Source organism: Chryseobacterium lathyri (assembly GCF_019970085.1).
Taxonomy (GTDB): Bacteria; Bacteroidota; Bacteroidia; order Flavobacteriales; family Weeksellaceae; genus Chryseobacterium; species Chryseobacterium lathyri.
Window position 1 is genome coordinate 62552 of the sequence record NZ_JAHXYG010000006.1, and the last position, 20399, is coordinate 82950.

Here is a 20399-nt window from a genome sequence, read left to right on the forward strand (position 1 = left end):
AAAATAAATTATGGAAAAAAATAAATCATAAAACAAAACGGAACAAAAAAATTGAGCCGCCATGGTTATTAGCTAGTACAAAGTTTAGCATTTTATCAGTGTAAAAAAATCCCCCTTTTGTGGTATTTTGTAAGTATTTTAGTTATTTTAGCTAAAACTAATTATTCATGGAAAGCTCAGAAAAAAAACATCCTCTCATAGAAGTCTGGAATACATACCCCGGCGTCAGAAGAGACAGGAAGATCCTGGATAAACCACCTATAGAGCGCATCATTAGTGAAATGTTTGCTATAGGAGAATTTTATTATTATGCACTGAATCTTACAAACAGTACACTTTCTCACCATCATGAGAACATTCTGAAGCTTCATGGTCTTTCATCATACCCGGAAAATTTGAAAGATGTTATTGACCTTACCCATCCTGATGATATAGAATTTGTAATGAAAGCCGAACAGGTCCTTATTAACAAAATGACAGAGATCGGTCTGGAGCATCAACTCTACATTAAGGGCAGCTATTGTTTCAGAATGAAAACAGCAGAAGGGAATTATGAGTTGTTCCATCATCAGTCCATTATCACCCTGGAGGATGAAACCGGAATTCCTGTGCAGGCTATAAACATTCACACCAACATTCATCATATTACAAAAGAAAATCCTTATACCGTTTTGGTTTCGGGGATAGGTCCCAGAAATGATTTTCACCAGGTGAAGCTGGATTCCTTTTCGAAACCGGAGAATTTTTCTGAGCATTTAACGAAAAGAGAAATGGAGATTCTTGCCTTTATCACCAAAGGCTATTCCGGACCCGAAATAGCCCAGGCATTAATCTTGTCTGAACATACAGTCCGTACACACAGAAAAAATATTTTACGAAAAACAGATTCCAGAAACAGCAAAGAACTTGTAAAAAAAGCTTTTGAAAGAGGGCTTATTTAATATCTTAAACTTTTAATAAGGACTGACAAATCTCACCAGGAAATTTCGGTGTAAAACTTGTATTTTTATAGTAATGGAAAACATGATTATACAGCCGCGTTTTAAAGATTCGCCTCACTTCAAGCATTTCTGGGAAAAGGGAAACGGAAAACAACTCATCGACTTTTCAGGAGCTGAAGTAAGTTTTAGGAACTTTGAAAGGTTTTCACGCTATTTTTATCATGTGGATGAGGTGGGAGATGAAGTGGTAAAAGATGTTTATTTTACCAAAAAATTTCATGAAGCCTCAAGAGAAATTGAAGGCTATATACGAAACGGAGTCTCCGAAACGGACGACGTTCCTGAAAGCGTAAAAAAACTTTTCAGCCAAACCCAGAAGATTCCCGACTGGCTTGATTTCAACCTGCTGAAAAGCGGCGCAGAACTCTGTATGAGAGGCAACATTGACTCGCTCATCTCATTAAGAGATTACTGCCTGATTGGCGGTTATGATTATGCCTATCTTAATAAGCCTCTCACAGCCACAGAGGCGTTGAAAAAAGGTGCTGTAAAACGTCTTTCAGAAACGCTGGACTTTTGGGTCAACGCAACGCGGTATGATGCACTTGAAATTCATGCGAAGGGTTATGAATTTGCTATTAAGACCCGCCTGATCCATTCTTACGCAAGACTTTCGATAAAGAAACATTATAAGCAATGGGATACTGAAAATTGGGGCCAACCGATCAACTCATGGGATATGATGGCTACTTATATAGGGTTTAGTCTTGTTTTTCTCCATAGCCTTCAAAAACTTGGAAATACTTTTTCGGAAGAAGAGGAAAAAGGAATTTTTCATTTGTGGAAATATGTCGGATACTTACTTGGAATTCCTGAGCAGCTTCTTCCCGACAGTAAAAAACAGGCAACAGAATATTTTTATCTGTGGACTTCTGTACAGCCGCCATCAGATAAAGATTCTATTTTACTGGCTCATTCTTTACTGAATGAATCTCTGGAAAATCCAATCTTAAAATTCAAATTTCAAAGGAAAAATCTGAGATACCTGCATATTTGCTGCACGTGGTTTCTACTGGATGACGAGGTATGTAAAAGACTGCAGATCCCTGAGGTTTCCAACCGGAAAATGTTTCCTAAAACCAAAATGATCATCAACAAAATTTATGATAACCTGATAAGCCGGGATACAAGAATAAAAAAAGGAAATAAAGATCAGATGAAAGTGCTGGAAGACTATCTTAGAGTTACTAAAAATTCAAATTTTCATTAAAAGAATACTGAACTGCAAGTACATTAAACGGAAAAAAAATATTTTTATGTTTTGAATCATAAAACTCTGCATTCCATTCGTAATGAATAACATCAGTCTCAAAAAATTATTATTATTTAACGCTAAAAACAGTTTTTCACACTAAATAATATTAGTTTTTGACATTAAAATTCCGTAATTTTGAACAATTATTTTAACAACAGATGAGCAACATAGACGATAAGAAAAAAGCACTTGCATTAGTGCTTGACAAGCTAGATAAAACATACGGAAAAGGAACTGTAATGACATTAGGTGACAGTACGATTGATACTACCATTGAAGTTATTCCTTCCGGATCTTTGGGATTAGACATCGCTCTGGGAGTAGGTGGATATCCAAGAGGAAGAATCATTGAGATCTACGGACCTGAATCTTCCGGTAAAACAACTTTAACGCTTCATGCTATTGCAGAAGCTCAAAAAGCAGGTGGAATTGCCGCATTTATTGATGCAGAGCACGCTTTTGACAGAGGTTATGCAGGAAAACTGGGAATTGATCTTGAAAATTTAATCATTTCTCAGCCAGACAACGGTGAGCAGGCTCTGGAAATCGCGGATAACCTGATCCGTTCGGGAGCAATTGACATTGTGGTTATTGACTCTGTAGCAGCCCTTACTCCAAAAGCGGAAATTGAAGGGGAAATGGGAGATTCTAAAATGGGACTTCATGCAAGATTGATGTCTCAGGCATTGAGAAAACTGACGGCTACCATTTCAAGAACGAAATGTACCGTAATTTTCATCAACCAGTTGAGAGAAAAAATCGGTGTGATGTTTGGAAATCCTGAAACCACTACTGGGGGTAATGCATTGAAATTCTACGCTTCCGTAAGAGTAGATATCAGAAAAGCAAGTGCGCCTATTAAAAATGGCGATGAAGCTATCGGAAGCCGTGTAAAAGTGAAGATCGTAAAAAATAAAGTAGCACCTCCTTTCAAGCAAGCTGAATTCGATATTATGTACGGTGAGGGAGTTTCCAAAACAGGAGAAATTCTTGATCAGGCTGTAGAACAGGGAATTGTAAAGAAAAGCGGTTCTTGGTTCAGCTATGAGGAGACAAAGCTTGGTCAGGGGCGTGATGCAGTGAAGGATGTTTTAAAAGACAATCCTGAGCTTGCTGAAGAATTGGAAAACAAGATCAAGGAAGAATTGAAAAACAAGAAATAATTAATAGAAAACGGTCTGAAATTCAGATCGTTTTTCTTTTTAACTTTATACGCCTGCCAAAACACATTGAAATAAATGATTACTGATTATAAAAAAATTGATCTGTTCGGGAAGACATTCATTCAGAAAGTAGATGTAATATCTCCTTTTGAATTTACTTTCCCGGTTGCTGAGCAGGCCTGCTTTTTATATATGCTGACAGGTGAGATACAATATCAGTTTAATGATATTCATACCGATATTCCTACCAGACATTCGTTATTACTCAACTGTATCAATTCCGGAAATCATATCCATAATTCAAATGCTGACAGCAAGGGCGAAGTTGTGATTGTAACCTTCCATCCGGATATATTAAAGAAAATTTACGAAAGAGAGCTTCCTGTCCTACTCCAGCCAGGCAACAAAGCAACCAACCAGTTGAGTGGAAAAATCAACAATGATTTCCTGATTCATAAATATATTGAAGGACTGCTTTTCTATTTTGAGAATCCGGCTTTGATCAATGAAGAGATCCTGATCCTGAAACTAAAGGAAATTATTCTTCTGCTGTCACAGACACAAGAGGCAGAAACCATACAGGCCATACTATCCCAGCTTTTCTCACCCACATCTTATACGTTCAGGCAAATTATAGAAAACAACTTATTTTCACCGGTAAGTATTGAAGAATTGGCCCATAAAACCAATTTAAGCATTTCTTCTTTTAAGAGAGAGTTTAAAAAGTTATATAATAATTCTCCCGCCAGTTACATTAAAACCAAAAGACTGGAAAGAGCTGCTGAATTATTACTGATTTCCGATGAACGTGTATCCAATATTGCTTTTGAATGCGGGTTTAATGACTTAGCCAATTTTACCAAAAGCTTTCATGACAAATACAATACTTCTCCCACAAATTACCGCTCGAAGGTAAATAAGGAGGATTAAACTTTTTTACCAAAACCGACTTTCCACATAGTTCATAAATTTTTTTGAACCAAACAGACAGATAATTGAGCTTATTTACAAAATCTCTTTTCTGTTTCTGTTGCAATTTTGTCAACAGTAATTCAACATTCAAAAAAATTAATTATGGGACTATCGTATTTGGGAATTTTTCATACCGTGATAGGTATTATTGCTATTGTAGCAGCTGTTACAGATTTTATAAAAAAAGGAAAAATTGATCTGAGCTCGTCCGCCGGAAAAATTTATTTTTACCTTACGCTGATCACTTCACTCACCGCTTTGGGATTATCTAAACATGGAGGATTTAACCCGGGACATATTTTTGCCCTTTTTATTGTCATTTTAATAGTGGCGGCTTATTTTCTTCATAGAAAAAGAGCAGGAAACAACAAAGCCCGTTTTATTGAGACCTTTCTTCTTTCCTTCAGTTTTTTCTTATCGCTGGTTCCTACCGTTAATGAGACTTTTACGCGTGTTCCGCTCGGACACCCGTTAGCTAAAGCACCTACGGACGCAATCATCGGACAGACACTTCTTGGTCTTTTTGTGCTGTTTATTATAGGTTCTGTCTTTCAGTTTAGGAAACAAAGGAGAATTAATAAGTCATTATAAATTCTTGTTGCTAAATCTTCAGATTTTAAAGTAATTTTTCACAAATCAATGTCATTCTGTCACATTCTTTTTCATGGTATTTTTTTTGAGGCTTACATAGAAAATTAAAAAACAAAAATTATTATGACTAAAGGAAATATTAATGTATCTGTGGAAAACATTTTCCCACTTATTAAAAAGTTTCTTTACAGTGACCACGAAATATTCCTGAGAGAGCTGATCTCCAATGCAACTGATGCCACTTTAAAATTAAAGCACCTGACAAGCATCGGGGAAGCAAAGGTTGAATACGGAAATCCGAAGATTGAAGTTAAGATCGATAAGGAACAGAAAACTTTACGTATTATCGACCAGGGAATTGGTATGACTGGTGAAGAGGTTGAAAAATACATCAATCAGGTTGCTTTTTCCGGTGCCGAAGAATTCCTGGAAAAGTATAAGGACAGTGCAAAAGATTCAGGAATCATAGGACATTTCGGCCTTGGGTTTTATTCCGCATTTATGGTGGCAAAAAAAGTGGAGATCCTTACAAAATCTTATAAAGACGGTTCTGCTGTAAGATGGATCTGCGACGGAAGCCCGGAATTTACCCTTGAGGAAATTACTGATAAAACTGACAGAGGAACTGAGATCATTCTCCATATTGCAGAAGATTCTACGGAATTTTTAGAAGAAGCTAAAATCCGTGAATTGCTATCAAAATACAATAAATTCATGCCTGTTCCAATTAAATTCGGGACAAGGACACATACTCTCCCATTACCTGAGGATGCTCCGGAAGATGCTGTTGCAGAAACCGAAGAAGTAGATAATATCATCAACAATCCAACCCCGGCATGGACTATTGCACCAAGCGAGCTGACGAATGAAGACTATATGAAGTTCTACCACGAACTGTATCCAATGCAGTTTGAGGAGCCTTTATTCAATATCCACCTGAACGTTGATTATCCTTTCAATCTTACAGGAATTTTATTTTTTCCGAAACTGAGCAATAATTTAAATATCGACAAGGATAAAATCCAATTGTATCAGAACCAGGTTTTCGTAACGGATGAAGTAAAAGGTATTGTTCCTGACTTCTTAATGCTTTTAAGAGGAGTGATTGATTCTCCGGATATTCCGTTGAATGTTTCGCGTTCTTACCTTCAGGCTGATGGTGCAGTGAAGAAAATCTCGTCTTACATCACTAAGAAGGTTGCCGATAAAATGTCTTCCCTGATCAACGAAAACCGTGAAGATTATGAGCAAAAATGGAACGATATTAAAATCGTGATCGAATACGGAATTATCACGGAAGATAAATTCGCAGAAAAGGCAGATAAATTTACACTATATCCTACCACAGACGGAAAATATTTCCTGTGGAATGAATTAATTGAAAAAATCCAGCCTGCCCATACGGATAAAGACGGCAATACAGTAATCCTTTATGCAACGAATGCTGATGAACAGCACAGCTATATTCAGGCAGCCAACGATAAAGGTTATGACGTTCTGTTATTAGACTCACCTGTGATCTCCCATGTTATTCAGAAACTGGAAACTTCAAAAGAAAAGATCTCATTTGCAAGAGTGGATGCAGATCACATCAATAACCTCATCAAAAAAGATGAGCCAGTTATTTCCAAATTAAATGAAACTGAAAAAGAATCTTTGAAGAAAGATGTAGAAGAGGCCGTAAAGGATGCCAAATTTACTGTACAGCTTGAAGATCTAGACAGCAATGATGCTCCGTTTACAATCACGCAGCCGGAATTCATGAGAAGAATGAAGGAAATGCAGGCAACCGGAGGAGGCGGTATGTTCGGAATGGGAGGCTTCCCAGAGATGTATAATCTTGTGGTGAATTCTAACAGCGAGCTTTCGAACCAAATTTTAAAGACAGAAAATCCTGAGGAAAAGGAAACGCTTATTAAATATGCTCTTGATCTGGCCAAACTTTCACAGAACCTGCTGAAAGGAAAAGACCTGACAGATTTTATCCAGAGAAGCTATAAGCAGTTGGAAAAATAATAAAATAATACAGAAATGAATAAGGCTGTTCTCCAATGGGGAACAGCTTTTTTTATGTACAGATTTCGTGAAATTATTTAATCAAAGATTGGGCTAAAGCAAAGTTAAAACTGTTTAAGGTGAAAAGATTTCATTCGATAAAATTGTAAACTCTTGTCATTTCAGACGAAAGTGAATCAATCTCATTTAGTTAAAAGAAAGTAACATAAAATTTTAATAATAGCCCTAATGGTTTAAAGTAAAACCCCTGACTAACTTAATATTCTGAACTTTTCCAGCATTTTTGTTTAAATCCTACTGTTCAATGCATATTTTTTCTCTTTTTTATTGTACACATTGTGCTTTTTTTCCATTTTTGTATAAAATGTAGGATATGCAAAAAGAAAAATTACGCGTTATCAGAAAACAAAAAGGCTATACTCAACAGCAGATAGCTGATATTATCGCGACTGATGTATCCAACTACAGCAGGAAGGAAAGTGGTGATGTAAAGATCGTAAGGGATGAATGGGAAAAGATTGCCCGTTTTTTGGATGTTTCAGTAGAAGATATTTATGAGGATGAAGAAGCAAAAGTTGTGATCAATAATAATCATCCTGTATACAATGATCAATCTTCATCATCATCAGGAGTGATCACTCAGTTTCATAATATTTCAACTTCTATTATTCAGAACCTGCAGGATTATATTGCCTTGCTGAAAGAGGAAAATGAAAAATTAAAAGAAGAATTAAGAACACCGAAAGGAAGAAAATAAGGTTGTTGTTTTAAAAATCAGCCTGTTTTTTACATATAAATTTAAAAGCCTTGCCTATTCAAAAATATTCAAGGCTTTTTTATTATGAATATTTTTAATTATACCGTCTTTTTACAGGCAAAAATCCAGTCTTTCAAAGAAGGGGAATAATACGACTTTTAGCAATTGAAACATTGAATGGCCGTTTTTTAGTTTCCGGCGGCTTCGCCGCCGGAAACTAAATTTATTATAAGTCCTATTTCAGTTATGAACCGAAGTCCTTTAATATCTACAATTAAAAACAGGTGCCTGAACTGTAAATTCTTAACAGACTGTACAATTTAATCTAAATTTCCTCAAGTGGATTCCAGAATAGCTTTTTAAAATCTTTTATTCTTAAATTTTCAACGGTAATGCCTTCTGCTTCCAGTCTCTTTTGAAACTCGGGAACAGATAATACGCCTGAGCTGGATATGACACGATGTGCCGGGACATCTTCCGGGCATCCTCCCATCGCCTTCCCTACATGACGGGAATGATTAGGATAACCTACTGCCTTAGCTATGGCACCATAAGAAGAAACTCTTCCTTTTGGAATAAGCCTTGTAATCTCGTAGATCTGTTGTTTAAAAATTTCATCCATAGTCAAGTAACCTGCTTTATCGTTATGAAAAATAGAGTCTAAATAAACTTTAAACATCTTTCTGCATCATTTTTGAATTCTCAAACATTCAATGATGTCTGATTGTAAATATAAAGATATGAAAAAATCATTTTTCCGGCTGCTGAATGCAGTCAATAAAAAGTTGCTCCCAAAGTTGAGCAATAAAGATCCGAACAAACTGAGTAAAATAGAGAAAGGAATTCTGGCCTACCGATACTTTGTGCTGGTGAATTCTCTTGACTGATCTCCAAGTAAGTCATTGCTAGCGTAGCGAAGCAATCTCTTAATAATCTTAACTGCTAAACTTTTTCTTAATGGTTTATTTTGAAACATTAAAGTTAGATAAGACTTTAAGAATAAGTTCAAACTTCATTTTTAAGTGAGATTGCTTCGCTACGCTCGCAATGACGAATGGGAAATAAAAAACGCTTCAAAATGAATTGAAGCGTTGGTATTTTAAAAGAAATTTATTTTTAATTTTCCAGGATATAAGAGAACATTAATGGTGCACAGATCGTAGCATCACTTTCAACGATGAATTTCGGTGTCGTGATATCCAGTTTACCCCAAGTGATTTTCTCATTCGGAACTGCTCCTGAATACGAACCGTAAGACGTTGTAGAATCCGAGATCTGGCAGAAATAAGACCAGAAAGGAATGTCATGCATTTCCATATCCTGATACAACATCGGCACCACACAGATTGGGAAATCTCCTGCAATACCTCCTCCGATCTGGAAGAACCCAACTCCTTTTCCGGCTGAATTTTTAGTATACCAGTCAGCAAGATAGGTCATATATTCGATTCCTGATTTCATAGTGGTTGCTGTAAGCTCACCTTTGATGCAGTAAGAAGCAAAGATGTTACCCATGGTAGAATCTTCCCATCCCGGAACTACGATTGGAAGGTTTTTCTCAGCCGCAGCAATCATCCATGAGTTTTCTCTAGGAATTTCGTAATACTGCTCAAGAACCCCTGAAAGGATCATTTTATACATAAATTCGTGCGGGAAATAACGTTCGCCCTTAGCTTCTGCATCTTTCCAGATCTCCACGATATGCTTTTGAAGTCTTCTGAAGGCTTCTTCTTCAGGGATACATGTATCTGTAACTCTGTTTAATCCTCTTTCTAATAGATCCCACTCATCCTGCGCCGTTAAATCTCTGTAATGCGGAACTCTTTCGTAGTGAGAGTGCGCCACAAGGTTCATCAAATCTTCTTCAAGGTTGGCTCCTGTACAAGAAATAAAATCAACTTTTCCCTGACGGATCATTTCTGCAAGGATTTTCCCCAATTCAGCAGTAGACATCGCACCTGCCAAAGTGATCATCATTTTTCCGCCATCTTTAAGATGTGCAACATACCCCTTAGATGCATCTACCAATGCAGCCGCATTGAAGTGCAGGTAATATTTCTCTATAAATTCAGAAATCGGTTTGCTCATTTTTTTAATTTTTGCAAAGATAAAACTTAAAAACGGAATGCGACATGAGTACTTAAAGAAACTCTTGCCTGACCATTCTTTTTTAACAAATGATAAAAATAGCTTTATCCATAAGGCTTCCCATGAAAAAGTACAGCCGTGAAGCTGTACTTTCATCTAACAAATATAGATACACAGGAATTACCCGTGACAAGATTCTACTTTTAAGATCTCAATTTTTCTTTCACCATCTTTAAAAGGCCAGTCAATGATATCTCCCACTCTATATCCAACTGTAGCAAGCGCAATATCTGATAAAATGGAATACTTGTTTTTTACCGGCTTAGCTTTTGAAGAAGCCACGAAAATATATTCGTGTTCAAAATTCTGAGTATGATCTTTAATTGTCACTTTCCTGTTAACCGTCACTACATCGGCAGGAAGCTCTCTTCTCAGTACCTGTTTAGCTTTTCTCAATTCTTCAGCAAGTCTTTTTTCCTCCGGCATGCTTACTTTTTTTCTTCTGAGCGTATCTTTTATAGCATCATAAATTCCGGTGGTTACAATAATATGATTGGACATTTTTTATATTTTTTAAAGCAATGGATGCAGTCATTCCATGATCCAATGCAGGATAGCAGACAGCCTTTTCCTGTAGAAAACTGCAAAAATAATACGTAAAGTTTATCGGAATATTTTCCCTGTCCTGAATCCTGACAGGGCTTAATTGATAAAGTCCTTAGAACTTTTAAGAAAAGAATCTCTATGTAAATACAGCAACGACAGCAAAAGACCTGAAAAACGGTCCGCTGAGGATAAAGAAATAATTGCTGCCATACTTGAAATTATTAATAATACTCTAAGATACTTAAAAATTTTGACTCGGGAAAGAAACTACTTTTTACCCTACCTTTTTATTTAAAATCTAAAACTTAAATTTCCTGTTCTCTTTTTTTTCAGAAATTTTCTTTTTGGTATCCAGGCGCTTCTGCTTTTGCCCTTTTGAAGGTTTTGTTGCCAGTCTTTTCTTGGGAACAATTAAAGCCTTATTGACAAGTTCAATCATTTTTTCAATTGCTTTATTCTTGTTCATCAGCTGGGTTCTGCTTTCAGAAACAGTCAGAAACAAATATCCGTCTGCATTGATTCTGTTTTTCAGTTTAGTAAGGATTAATTCCTTCTGATTCTCATTAAAGAATTCAGACCCGGCAACGAGCCATAGAACGGTCACTGAAGTTTCCACCTTATTTACGTTCTGCCCTCCCGCTCCGCTGCTCCGGGACGTTTTAAAGCTGAGTTCTTTCGAAAAGTCTTTCATGTTTTTTATTTTAAAGGTCTTGATTCAAGAGCCAGGAATCAGGAATTAAAGTACATCAAATAACGGGCAAAAATTTATAATCTTTCGGCTATTATTCTATTCAGCTCTATCCGGTTCACTTTTCCGTTCGGTGTTCGTGGAATATCTTCGATAAAAATGATCTCTTTGGGTTTGTGAAAGCTTTTTTCAAAAGATATTCCGGCAATCTTTTCAATAAGATCCGCTGACTCTGATCCTTCTACTACCAATATCAGCTTCCGGCCCAGGCTTTCATCTTTCAGACCTATAAAAACAGCTTCATTGGTGATTTCTTTTTTTACCAATGTTTCCAGTATTTCAGGAAAAATTTTCGCCCCTCCGGAATTAATGACATTGTCTAAACGTCCCAGGAACTTAAACTGTTTTCCATTTTTAATTTCAACTAAATCATTAGTCTGTAGTACTTCAGCGTTAACATTGGGTGCATAGATTTTCAGACAGCCTCTTTCATCTATGCTGACAGATACATTTTCGAAAGCCGTAAAATAATCTTGCGGTTCCGGCATAAGCTGCTTTAAAGCAATATGGGAAAGCGTTTCAGACATTCCATAGGTTTCAAAAATACGGATACTTTTTATTCTTTTATTTTGGGCTATCTTTCTTTTTAATGACTCGGAAACAGCTGCGCCACCGATGATCAGATTTTTGATCAAATGGAGTTTATCCAGCGAGTTTTCTACCTGAAGGGGAGTCATTGCACAGAAATCAATTTCTTCACTTAAATGCTCAACTGGTTTCAAGGATGGATCTGAAACAATCAGTTTTAATTTTCTTTCGATAGAACGGACTACCATCATTTTACCTGAAATATATTCAACCGGTAGGCATAACAGCGCTTTATCTCCTTCTTTCAAGCCTAAGAAATTACAGGTCATTACAGCAGAGTTCAGCATTTTTTCTTTTTCGATTTCAAAAATTTTTGGTGTTCCGGTAGAGCCTGAGGTCTGAACCTTTACAGTAAATCCATCAGAAAACCATTCGTCCAAAAATTTTTTGATTTTATGTTCAAAATCTGTTTGAAAGGATAAATTATTAATATTGAGATTATTGAAGTCTATCAGCATGATTAGGGTAGATAAAAAGTGTTGTAAATTTAAAAAAAACTTTAAAAAATTCTTGTATCTAAACAAAAAAGCTGTAAATTTGCCTCACCAAAATAAAACAGACCTATAGTGTAACGGTAGCACTCCGGTTTTTGGTACCGTCAGTCGGGGTTCGAATCCCTGTGGGTCTACAAACCATCCTTTTTAAGGGTGGTTTTTGTTTTTTAGTTTCCAGCCTTTTATTATTCTTTTAAACTCATTTCAAAATCAACTGAAATCGGGCTTAAAACTACAGCACGAAAAACAAGATCAGGTAAAAATAAGACTTAATTCATTGAATTTTTTCCGAACACTTATTTGTGTGTAAAGAAAAAAATTGTAGATTTGCACCACCAAAAATAAAGCAGACCTATAGTGTAACGGTAGCACTCCGGTTTTTGGTACCGTCAGTCGGGGTTCGAATCCCTGTGGGTCTACATCCAAAAGAAAAACCACTTGATTTTCAAGTGGTTTTTCTTTTCCGGTCAACATGCTTATTTACAAGAAGTAAATTTCAAAAAAATTCACTCCTGTTTTTCTTACAGACAAGTTTCCAGAGGTATATATTAAAACATTGCTCATATTAAAGTACATGATATTTTTTCTTCCATTTTGCAATACTATTACGGCTTAATTTAAATTTTATAGCGACTTGGGTATTGTTGAGTTTATATTCTTTTTGATAGTCAATAATTTCTTTTACCGTTTGTTCACAGTAAGAACGAAGCTTTTGATTGAAAATGACCGCTTCTTTATCCTGCTCTCCAAATATTATTTTATTCAGTGTTATAATATCTAAGGTGGAAAGCATTTTCTTGTTTAATATTACTTGACATGCAGATATTTTATCTGGATATTTTCTATCCAAAATATCAGTATAAATCTTTTTATAATCAGGGGCATCATTCATATTTTTCATAACTTTTTAAAATTACCATATTTGCTAAGCCATTTGTAAAGAGTAGTTTTTGGAATTTTATATTCTCTTATTATCTGTGCTTTGGATTTTTCTCCGGTAACTACAAGATCGAGAATAAATTCAATGATCTCTTTTGTATAAATATTTTTTCTGAAAGATGGAAGTTGTGTAACACCGCTATTGTACTCCATAGACGCCTGGGGCGAATAAAAAATAAGATGCTGCGAGTACAGCCTGAAAAAATCATACTCTAATAACTTACTCCACTTTAATAATATATCTGCTTCTAACGATTGTTTTTCGTACATTTTTTCAATATCCTCTTCAGGGCATTTAAAAAAATTACAGATCCTTTTCACACTTATGTTACATTCTAAAACTCTCTGTCTAATTAATTGCCCGACATATATCTCTTTAAGATCTGGTCCCATATTTTTAAGTTAAATGAAAGCCTCCATTTGTGAATAAAAATTGATAAGTGGAGGCATTAAATTAATACTATACTTTTGATTTTGATGGATTCACTTATACTTTAAAGTGTTGTACCACTTTATCTGGTGAGATGAACCTGGATCTTATTGTATCAGTCAGGCTCGATGGATTTGCAATTTTACATGATTAAAATAAGGGAAACAAAAAACCGGACTTTACTTATATATGACGTCTTTTATTTTTAGCTACAAACCATACAAAATATTATTTTTCAGACTCTTATAATACAAACATTCTGCTTTTCGGATCTCCTCATTCATGTCTTGCAGCAAATAAAGATCACGGAAAACAACAGGTATGTGCAATATGTAACACCTATGTAATACCCTATTTTAATCATTCATCTTCTTAAATCTATAACATTGCCGGACAAAAAATGAATGCTCTATTAAAAGACCATACCTTGACATTGAAGACTATGTATTAGCCAAACAGTTAAGAAAGAATGAAAACATTAAGAATAAATCAAATAAATAATCATTTTATATTTAATTTTACATTTATAAATTTATTTTAAATGAAACAACACACTAATAAAACAAATACATAAAAACATTTAAAATGATGAAACTTTTTATTTTCTTTTTCCCGTTATTCATATTTGCTCAACAAAAAATTACCCCTCAGTATATTGATGCGGAGTATAATAAGGTTGAAACCTTACGTAAAGAAGGAAAATTTGATGAATATGTAAAAAAAAACCTGCTCTTACTGAAGGAATCCAAACGGATAAACCATTCTAAAGGAATTGCGTTAGGCTATTTACATCTTGCCGGCAGTTATTCATATGCAAAAGATTATAAAAAGGGATTAGAATATCTTAAACTGGCAAGGAATGAAAAATACGCAGACAATAATCCGGAATTTCAAATATTAATTAAAAGATATTTAGGCTTTAATTATTATAATATGGGGCTTTATCAGGAAGCTATTACTTCATTTAAAGACGTTGTCGCATTATCAGATGAAATCCCGATCGATACCTCAAGATACTTTAAGTCGGCGGCATATATTGAAATGGGGATAGTTTATAAGGATCAGAACAAACTGGATTCCTCCAGATTATATTTAAAGAAAGGACTTGCTATTTTACGGAATAATAGAAAGGTAACGTATGAATCAAAAGTAAATATATTGATCTATTCCTTAGTGTTAATTGAAATCGATGTTTATGAAAATAAAATTGATTCGGCTGAAATAAAACTTAAATCACTTGAAGGCAATGCAAAAAAAATTCCCGGAAATTATAACTTCCAGCTATATAAAGTAAAAGGTCTGATCCATGAGCATAAAAAAGAGTACGATTCAGCTATTTCCAATTACCAAAAAGCAATCCCATTAGCACAAAACCTTAAGAATATTACCCAGGTTCAATGGTTATATAATGCAGCCTCCAATGTGTATAAGAAAACAGGTGATAAAGACTCTGCAGAAAAATATTTCCAAAAATATACATTTATTAAAGATAGCCTGGCCAATGCCAAACAACCCGCTATTGAAAATACAGTAAAAGAGTTAGTTACCCAAAAAGAAAATGAAATAAAAACCAAGAGTAAACTTCTGATCTATATTATATGGATTGGAGCTTTTGGTATTCTTATTTTTATTCTATTGGTTATAAAAAGAATGCGTAAAAAAAATAAAATTTTGAGGGTAAAAGAGCAGGAAACCCAAGCGTTAAATCAACAACTAAATCTTGCTTTTGAGGAGGTGGTACGACTTGCAAAAAATAACGACCCTGAATTTCTCACAAGATTTCAGGAAGTTTATCCTAACTTTTTCCCAAAATTATTACAAATAGAACCACAATTGCAAAATAGTGAGTTAAAATTTTGCGCTTTACTGTTTTTAAATTTTTCTTCTAAAGACATAGCAACTTATACATTTGTTCAGCCACAATCCATACAAACCAGAAAAAACAGGCTGAGAAAGAAGCTAAATATTTCTTCTGAAGAAGATATCTACATCTGGATGAAAAATATGAATAATCAATAATATATTTATTGACCCTTACCAATATTCAATAATATCAGTCTTCTTTATTTAGCTATCCCTTTGAGATAAGTCTTAATAGGTGTCTATATGTGTGTTTAAATCTTAACAGTATCAACTTTCAACACATTTTTATATTTTCCAGTCAACAAGACTGGATATGGAAACTAATTTATCACTTGTATTAATTCCAGTTTTTTTACTAAAAACCAACCTCTTACATTAGCGTAACCTCACGCAATAGATATGTTTTTTAACAGCAGGCTAATAATTCAAATTTGATCCTTAACCTCAACAATCTTCTCCCATTACTGTAATCTATTAAAAAAATAACATCCCAAATGTAGTAACAATTCAATTCGAGAACAATAATATCACTGAAAATCAACGAGTTAATTCGATGTAACACCTATGTCATAGTTGTTTTTTTTGAATAAACAGATCAATAATTCAATTTTGCATCTCAATAGCAATCATTAAATACAAGTAAGTTTAACAATTTAATTAAAAAAAAACAAATGAAAACAAAACTGTTATTTTTAGCAAGCACTTTATTTTTATCAGCGAGTGCCTTTTCCCAAGTAGGAATCAATACACCGACTCCTTCTAGCACTTTAGATGTAAGAGGTTCTATTGAAGGTAATTTTCGTGAAATTACAGCCACAAGTACTCTGAATAGTAATGATTATCATATTTCTTTTTCCGGAGCAACAGATGCAATTCTGAATCTTCCTGCAAAATCTACTGCAGATGGTACTCCCACTGATTTTAGAGGCAGAAAATACTATATAAAGAATAATAGTACTGCAAGTAATTTAACTCTAACAGCTGCAGCCGGACAAATAATACGTTCGGGAGGTGCTATTGCAGCAACTAATACTTTTATTATGCAACCTGGAAAATATGCGACAATTACAGCCGGTGGAGCCAATGGATGGGATCTGGATATTGTGGTTTCGGCTATTGCCCCTAATAATTGGGAGCTCGTTAGTACTGATGCAAATGGCGCTACAGGATCAGTACCTATAGCAGCTGGTGCAGCCTTTACAACTCTTCCTAGTGGTAAAGTTACAGTTACCATACCAAGCGGGTATACTTCATCAAGAGTAGTGTTGAATTTTACAGGCTGGGGAGCTGCAGGGAATACTGATGCTCTTGCTGCAAAAGGTTCATTACGTTTTCAAATTCTTCAGACCGGTACAGCAACTGCAACATATGCTTCAGCAATGATGACATCTTGGGTAATGCCCACCCCAACAAGTTCCACTCGATTTAATTATCCAGTAACTTTGACTCTCACAAATCTTTCTGCTGGAACTTATACCTTTGATATACAGGTGAGGAGAGAAGATGAAAATAATGCCACAACTGCTATTACGAATTGGGGCATAACGGGTAAGGCAGATGTTTACGTTAAGTAAAAATTGAAATATCATTTATAATTCGAAATTCTGTTTCAAATCTGAATATTTTTTAAATAATAGATCCCAAACACCCTAATTTTTCAGACAGATTCTGAAAACACGATGAAAACAAAATTTGAGCAGGTTTAGATACATCTTGTAAATTTCAAAACCAAATTAGAAAAGGATTTATAGTTATTTTTGTGGCTTAGGAACTTAGTTTATTAGCCTGATTTTAGAATTGCAAAAAACAGAAAACAAAGTTCCTACCCTTCCATATGTAGAGAATAAGAGTTGATCAAGGAAAGTGTGAGACAGTAACTTATGATAAGACCGATAAAAATGTAAAATGCATGAAAGATGTTAGTTTAATCTCAGTGTAGATACCTATGGATACTGCAAAATTTCTATTCAGGGAACTAATAAAATGCAGAAGAGTACTACAATAAAAATTTTACATTTGAAATGATAATATCTTCAACAAGTAAACAGTTTACAAGTTTTTCATAAGTTCTAATGTAATAGTTTACTGTGTTGAAGATTTATTTAATTCTTCTGATTGGGGAGTTTAGGCTAACAGAATAACAGCTATTTATATGATAAAAAAAATTGTACACACCCAATCTTTTCTTGGAATGTCTAAAGTAGAAGTGCTAAAAGAATTGGGGGACGGCTTTAATTTCTATCCTGATAATATTTGGTATTATGAACTGAATAAAACATGGTGGGGATTAAAAACCATAATGTTTCTTGAATTTGAGAACAATATAGTAAGTTCTAAATATATCAAAACAGTATTTGGAAATATCAATATGGATAAAAGAGAATAAAATAATTGAAAAAATGAGTAGTTATTTAAAAAACATCCACATAGACTATAATGCAATAACATTTTCTGGTATTTCAGATAAAGGGTCTCTTGAAGATAATTTTCGTGAAATTATAGACAAAAATATCTTAGGCAAAAGAGATTGTTATGTTCATTTTAATGAATGAAATCTAAATATTGTGTTATAGCTGTTACTCCTAATCATTGACAGCTTGCTTACATGAAATTTTGACAGGATTTAGATGTATCCTCTTAGAGTTTAAAACGAATTCTTCAGAAAAAATATATTTTTTTGTGGCTAAAAGTTTAGTTATTGGCCGGAGGCCAGCCACACTCCGGCCTCCTTTCGGGGTATCATAACCCCTCTTTTTTTCATGAGTTTTTATAATAAATGGAGAGAGTGTGCATCTCTCTCCATTTTTCTATATGTATTGGTATAAAAAATTTTACGATGAATAAGCCGGGATCTGGTTACAGCAAATCTGGTTATAAAAGGGTTCACACCGATATTATCGAAAGAAAATATAGCCCAATGTCATTTTCATTTTGAAAAATAAGAATTATCCTTCTTATATCTTATTAATCTGTTATTTAGGACTAGTCATATTTGTAGTTTTAGGTTTATACAGTTTAAACATCAGAAACAGGAAAATCAGCCAGACCGGAATTAAGATCACCTGAATTTCCATTCCAGTAATACTCATCAACACCAAAATAGCGACTAAAAACAGGATACAGATGTAATTGGAAACCGGATAGAATATGGAAGGAAATAACGTCTTCACGCCCGATTGATCTTTATCTTTCCTGAATTTCAAATGGGTATAGCAGATCATCAGCCAATTGATAATTAAAGTAGAAACCACCAAAGCCATCAAATACTCAAATGCCTTTTCAGGAACCAGTTTATTGATGATAATACAGATTCCGGCAAAGCATGAAGAGATCAGAATTGCATTGGTAGGAACGCTGTTTTTGTTCAGTTTCTTTAAAAATTTCGGGGCATTCCCCTGCTGGGCCAGTCCGAAAAGCATTCTGCTGTTGCTGTAAACACTGCTGTTATACACCGACAAAGCCGCGGTTAAAACAATCAGATTAAGAATATTGGCGATTAAAACATTGAACTGGATCACCTTTCCGAAGATATTGAATTCAAATCCATTTAAATTCTGGAAAACCATAACAAAAGGGCTTGTACCTTCTGTAATTTCTCTCCACGGGCTCAATGCAAATAAAATAACCAAAGCACCCACATAGAAAATTAAAATTCGATAAATAACCTGATTCGTCGCTTTAGGAATGGTTTTTTCAGGATTTTTAGCTTCCGCAGCCGTAATTCCTATTAATTCCAATCCTCCGAAAGAGAACATGATCATCGCCATAGCGGCAAACAATCCGGAAAATCCACCTTCTCCTTTATTAAAAAATCCTTTGGGGAAAAATCCGCCGTCGTTCCACAAATTCGATATACTTGCTTTATCTCCTCCAGTACCGCTCAACAGTAAATAAATACCAAAAACGATCATCCCAATAATGGCTACCACTTTAATGATAGAAAACCAAAATTCAGTTTCCCCATACACTTTTACAGAAGCCAGATTTAAGGCTGTAATCATGACAAAAAAGAATAAACTGGACACCCAGAGCGGGATTTCGGGCCACCAAAAATGAATATAATGCCCGATAGCCGTCAATTCAGCCATACTTACCAGAATATAGAGAATCCAGTAATTCCAGCCGGAAGCAAATCCGGGAAAATTCCCCCAGTATTTATAGGCAAAATGACTGAAACTTCCCGAAACAGGCTCCTGAACCACCATTTCACCAAGCTGGCGCATAATAAAGAATGCAATAATCCCTGCTAAAGCATATCCCAGAATAACGGAAGGTCCCGCTAAAACTGCTGCCGGACCGATCCCAAGAAACAATCCTGTTCCTATGGCTCCTCCGAGGGCAATTAATTGAATATGTCTGTTGGTTAATCCTCTGACTAGAGTCCCATCATTAGGCTCCGTTTTCTGTTCGCTGCTCATAAAATCAATTATGCCCTAAATATATAAAACTTTAGAGAAATTTGACTTCTATGAAGCTGTAAGAACAGTCAATAGATTCAGTTTTAAAGAAATAAAAAGTAAAAAAGCTATATTTCTTTACAAATACTCCTCCGGAATTGAAATATTATTCTTTTTCATATACTCCAAAAGCGACTGATATCGGTCATCATTCCCGTCTGTTCCGCATTTATGGGAAATACTGCAGATATCGGAAGGCTTAATTTCCAGGATATCGGAGATCTTCGTCAGGATTTCCAGATTGATCTTTACTTTAGAATTTTCAATGTCAGAATAGGCCTTCTGGGAAATGCCCATCTCAAAAGCCATATACTCCTGCGTAAAGTCTTTGCTTCTACGGATTTTCCTGATATTTTGACCACATACTTTCATCGTTTTTGTTTTTAGTAGTTTTCAGTATAGTTTAGAAGGATACCTACTAGACTTACACA

At 34.9% G+C, this 20399-nt stretch carries 20 protein-coding genes and 2 tRNA genes; 13 read left to right on the forward strand and 9 right to left on the reverse strand.

Annotation, left to right across the window (positions count from 1 at the left end; translation table 11 throughout):
• Positions 1-167 precede the first annotated feature (167 nt).
• From LC418_RS18635 to LC418_RS18665, 7 genes are all read left to right on the forward strand, one after another.
• Entirely contained in the window at positions 168-941 is a 774-nt protein-coding gene (locus LC418_RS18635; RefSeq protein ID WP_223560243.1) for a LuxR C-terminal-related transcriptional regulator, read from the forward strand.
• 82 nt (positions 942-1023) lie between these two features.
• On the forward strand, positions 1024-2211 hold the full coding sequence (locus LC418_RS18640; protein WP_223560244.1) for an oxygenase MpaB family protein: 1188 nt from the start codon (positions 1024-1026) through the stop codon (positions 2209-2211).
• Between the two features lie 203 nt (positions 2212-2414).
• Entirely contained in the window at positions 2415-3419 is a 1005-nt protein-coding gene (gene recA, locus LC418_RS18645; protein ID WP_111955189.1) for a recombinase RecA, read from the forward strand.
• A 75-nt stretch (positions 3420-3494) separates the two neighbouring features.
• A complete protein-coding gene (locus LC418_RS18650) occupies positions 3495-4349 on the forward strand; it encodes a helix-turn-helix domain-containing protein (protein ID WP_223560245.1) in 855 nt (284 codons plus the stop codon).
• Between the two features lie 144 nt (positions 4350-4493).
• Positions 4494-4982, forward strand: coding sequence for a hypothetical protein (locus LC418_RS18655; protein ID WP_111955193.1), 489 nt, complete (start codon positions 4494-4496; stop codon positions 4980-4982).
• 123 nt (positions 4983-5105) lie between these two features.
• On the forward strand, positions 5106-6998 hold the full coding sequence (htpG, locus tag LC418_RS18660; RefSeq protein WP_223560246.1) for a molecular chaperone HtpG: 1893 nt from the start codon (positions 5106-5108) through the stop codon (positions 6996-6998).
• A 373-nt stretch (positions 6999-7371) separates the two neighbouring features.
• Positions 7372-7755, forward strand: a complete 384-nt coding sequence (locus LC418_RS18665) for a helix-turn-helix transcriptional regulator (protein WP_111955195.1) — start codon at positions 7372-7374, stop codon at positions 7753-7755.
• Positions 7756-8080: 325 nt separating this feature from the next.
• Here the strand turns inward: LC418_RS18665 and LC418_RS18670 are convergent, their stop codons facing one another.
• Positions 8081-8377 carry an MGMT family protein gene (locus LC418_RS18670; RefSeq protein ID WP_072922467.1) on the reverse strand — a complete coding sequence of 99 codons (297 nt, stop codon included), beginning with the start codon at positions 8375-8377 and terminating at the stop codon, positions 8081-8083.
• A 118-nt stretch (positions 8378-8495) separates the two neighbouring features.
• Between LC418_RS18670 and LC418_RS18675 the strand changes: the two genes are divergently transcribed.
• A complete protein-coding gene (locus tag LC418_RS18675) occupies positions 8496-8642 on the forward strand; it encodes a hypothetical protein (RefSeq protein ID WP_223560247.1) in 147 nt (48 codons plus the stop codon).
• 229 nt (positions 8643-8871) lie between these two features.
• On the opposite strand, the gene LC418_RS18680 is transcribed toward LC418_RS18675, so the two are convergent.
• From LC418_RS18680 to LC418_RS18695, 4 genes are all read right to left on the reverse strand, one after another.
• The gene (locus LC418_RS18680) at positions 8872-9843 is read right to left on the reverse strand and encodes a deoxyhypusine synthase family protein (protein WP_111955197.1); all 972 of its coding nucleotides are present in this window, start codon (positions 9841-9843) and stop codon (positions 8872-8874) included.
• A gap of 180 nt (positions 9844-10023) precedes the next feature.
• The gene (locus LC418_RS18685; protein WP_116012677.1) at positions 10024-10404 is read right to left on the reverse strand and encodes a GreA/GreB family elongation factor; all 381 of its coding nucleotides are present in this window, start codon (positions 10402-10404) and stop codon (positions 10024-10026) included.
• 343 nt (positions 10405-10747) lie between these two features.
• Positions 10748-11140: an alternative ribosome rescue aminoacyl-tRNA hydrolase ArfB gene (arfB, locus tag LC418_RS18690; RefSeq protein ID WP_111955201.1), complete on the reverse strand. Its 393-nt coding sequence runs from the start codon at positions 11138-11140 to the stop codon at positions 10748-10750.
• Between the two features lie 74 nt (positions 11141-11214).
• On the reverse strand, positions 11215-12243 hold the full coding sequence (locus tag LC418_RS18695; protein ID WP_223560248.1) for an AMP-binding protein: 1029 nt from the start codon (positions 12241-12243) through the stop codon (positions 11215-11217).
• A 99-nt stretch (positions 12244-12342) separates the two neighbouring features.
• On the opposite strand from LC418_RS18695, the gene LC418_RS18700 reads away from it, so the two are divergent.
• Together LC418_RS18700 and LC418_RS18705 are read left to right on the forward strand one after the other, a co-directional pair.
• Positions 12343-12413: transfer RNA gene (locus LC418_RS18700), tRNA-Gln, on the forward strand.
• 214 nt (positions 12414-12627) lie between these two features.
• Positions 12628-12698: transfer RNA gene (locus tag LC418_RS18705), tRNA-Gln, on the forward strand.
• A 146-nt stretch (positions 12699-12844) separates the two neighbouring features.
• Here LC418_RS18705 and LC418_RS18710 read toward each other — a convergent pair.
• Positions 12845-13180: a helix-turn-helix domain-containing protein gene (locus LC418_RS18710; protein WP_223560249.1), complete on the reverse strand. Its 336-nt coding sequence runs from the start codon at positions 13178-13180 to the stop codon at positions 12845-12847.
• A complete protein-coding gene (locus tag LC418_RS18715) occupies positions 13177-13488 on the reverse strand; it encodes a hypothetical protein (protein ID WP_338075560.1) in 312 nt (103 codons plus the stop codon). Before LC418_RS18715 ends, LC418_RS18710 begins: the two co-directional genes overlap by 4 nt.
• A gap of 745 nt (positions 13489-14233) precedes the next feature.
• Between LC418_RS18715 and LC418_RS18720 the strand changes: the two genes are divergently transcribed.
• From LC418_RS18720 to LC418_RS18730, 3 genes are all read left to right on the forward strand, one after another.
• Positions 14234-15667: a tetratricopeptide repeat protein gene (locus LC418_RS18720; RefSeq protein WP_223560251.1), complete on the forward strand. Its 1434-nt coding sequence runs from the start codon at positions 14234-14236 to the stop codon at positions 15665-15667.
• A gap of 515 nt (positions 15668-16182) precedes the next feature.
• Entirely contained in the window at positions 16183-17085 is a 903-nt protein-coding gene (locus LC418_RS18725) for a hypothetical protein (protein WP_223560252.1), read from the forward strand.
• A 578-nt stretch (positions 17086-17663) separates the two neighbouring features.
• A complete protein-coding gene (locus tag LC418_RS18730; protein WP_223560253.1) occupies positions 17664-17897 on the forward strand; it encodes a hypothetical protein in 234 nt (77 codons plus the stop codon).
• 586 nt (positions 17898-18483) lie between these two features.
• Here LC418_RS18730 and LC418_RS18735 read toward each other — a convergent pair.
• On the reverse strand, positions 18484-19929 hold the full coding sequence (locus tag LC418_RS18735; protein WP_223560254.1) for an amino acid permease: 1446 nt from the start codon (positions 19927-19929) through the stop codon (positions 18484-18486).
• A 117-nt stretch (positions 19930-20046) separates the two neighbouring features.
• Positions 20047-20340 carry a helix-turn-helix domain-containing protein gene (locus tag LC418_RS18740; protein WP_111955217.1) on the reverse strand — a complete coding sequence of 98 codons (294 nt, stop codon included), beginning with the start codon at positions 20338-20340 and terminating at the stop codon, positions 20047-20049.
• Positions 20341-20399: the final 59 nt, after the last annotated feature.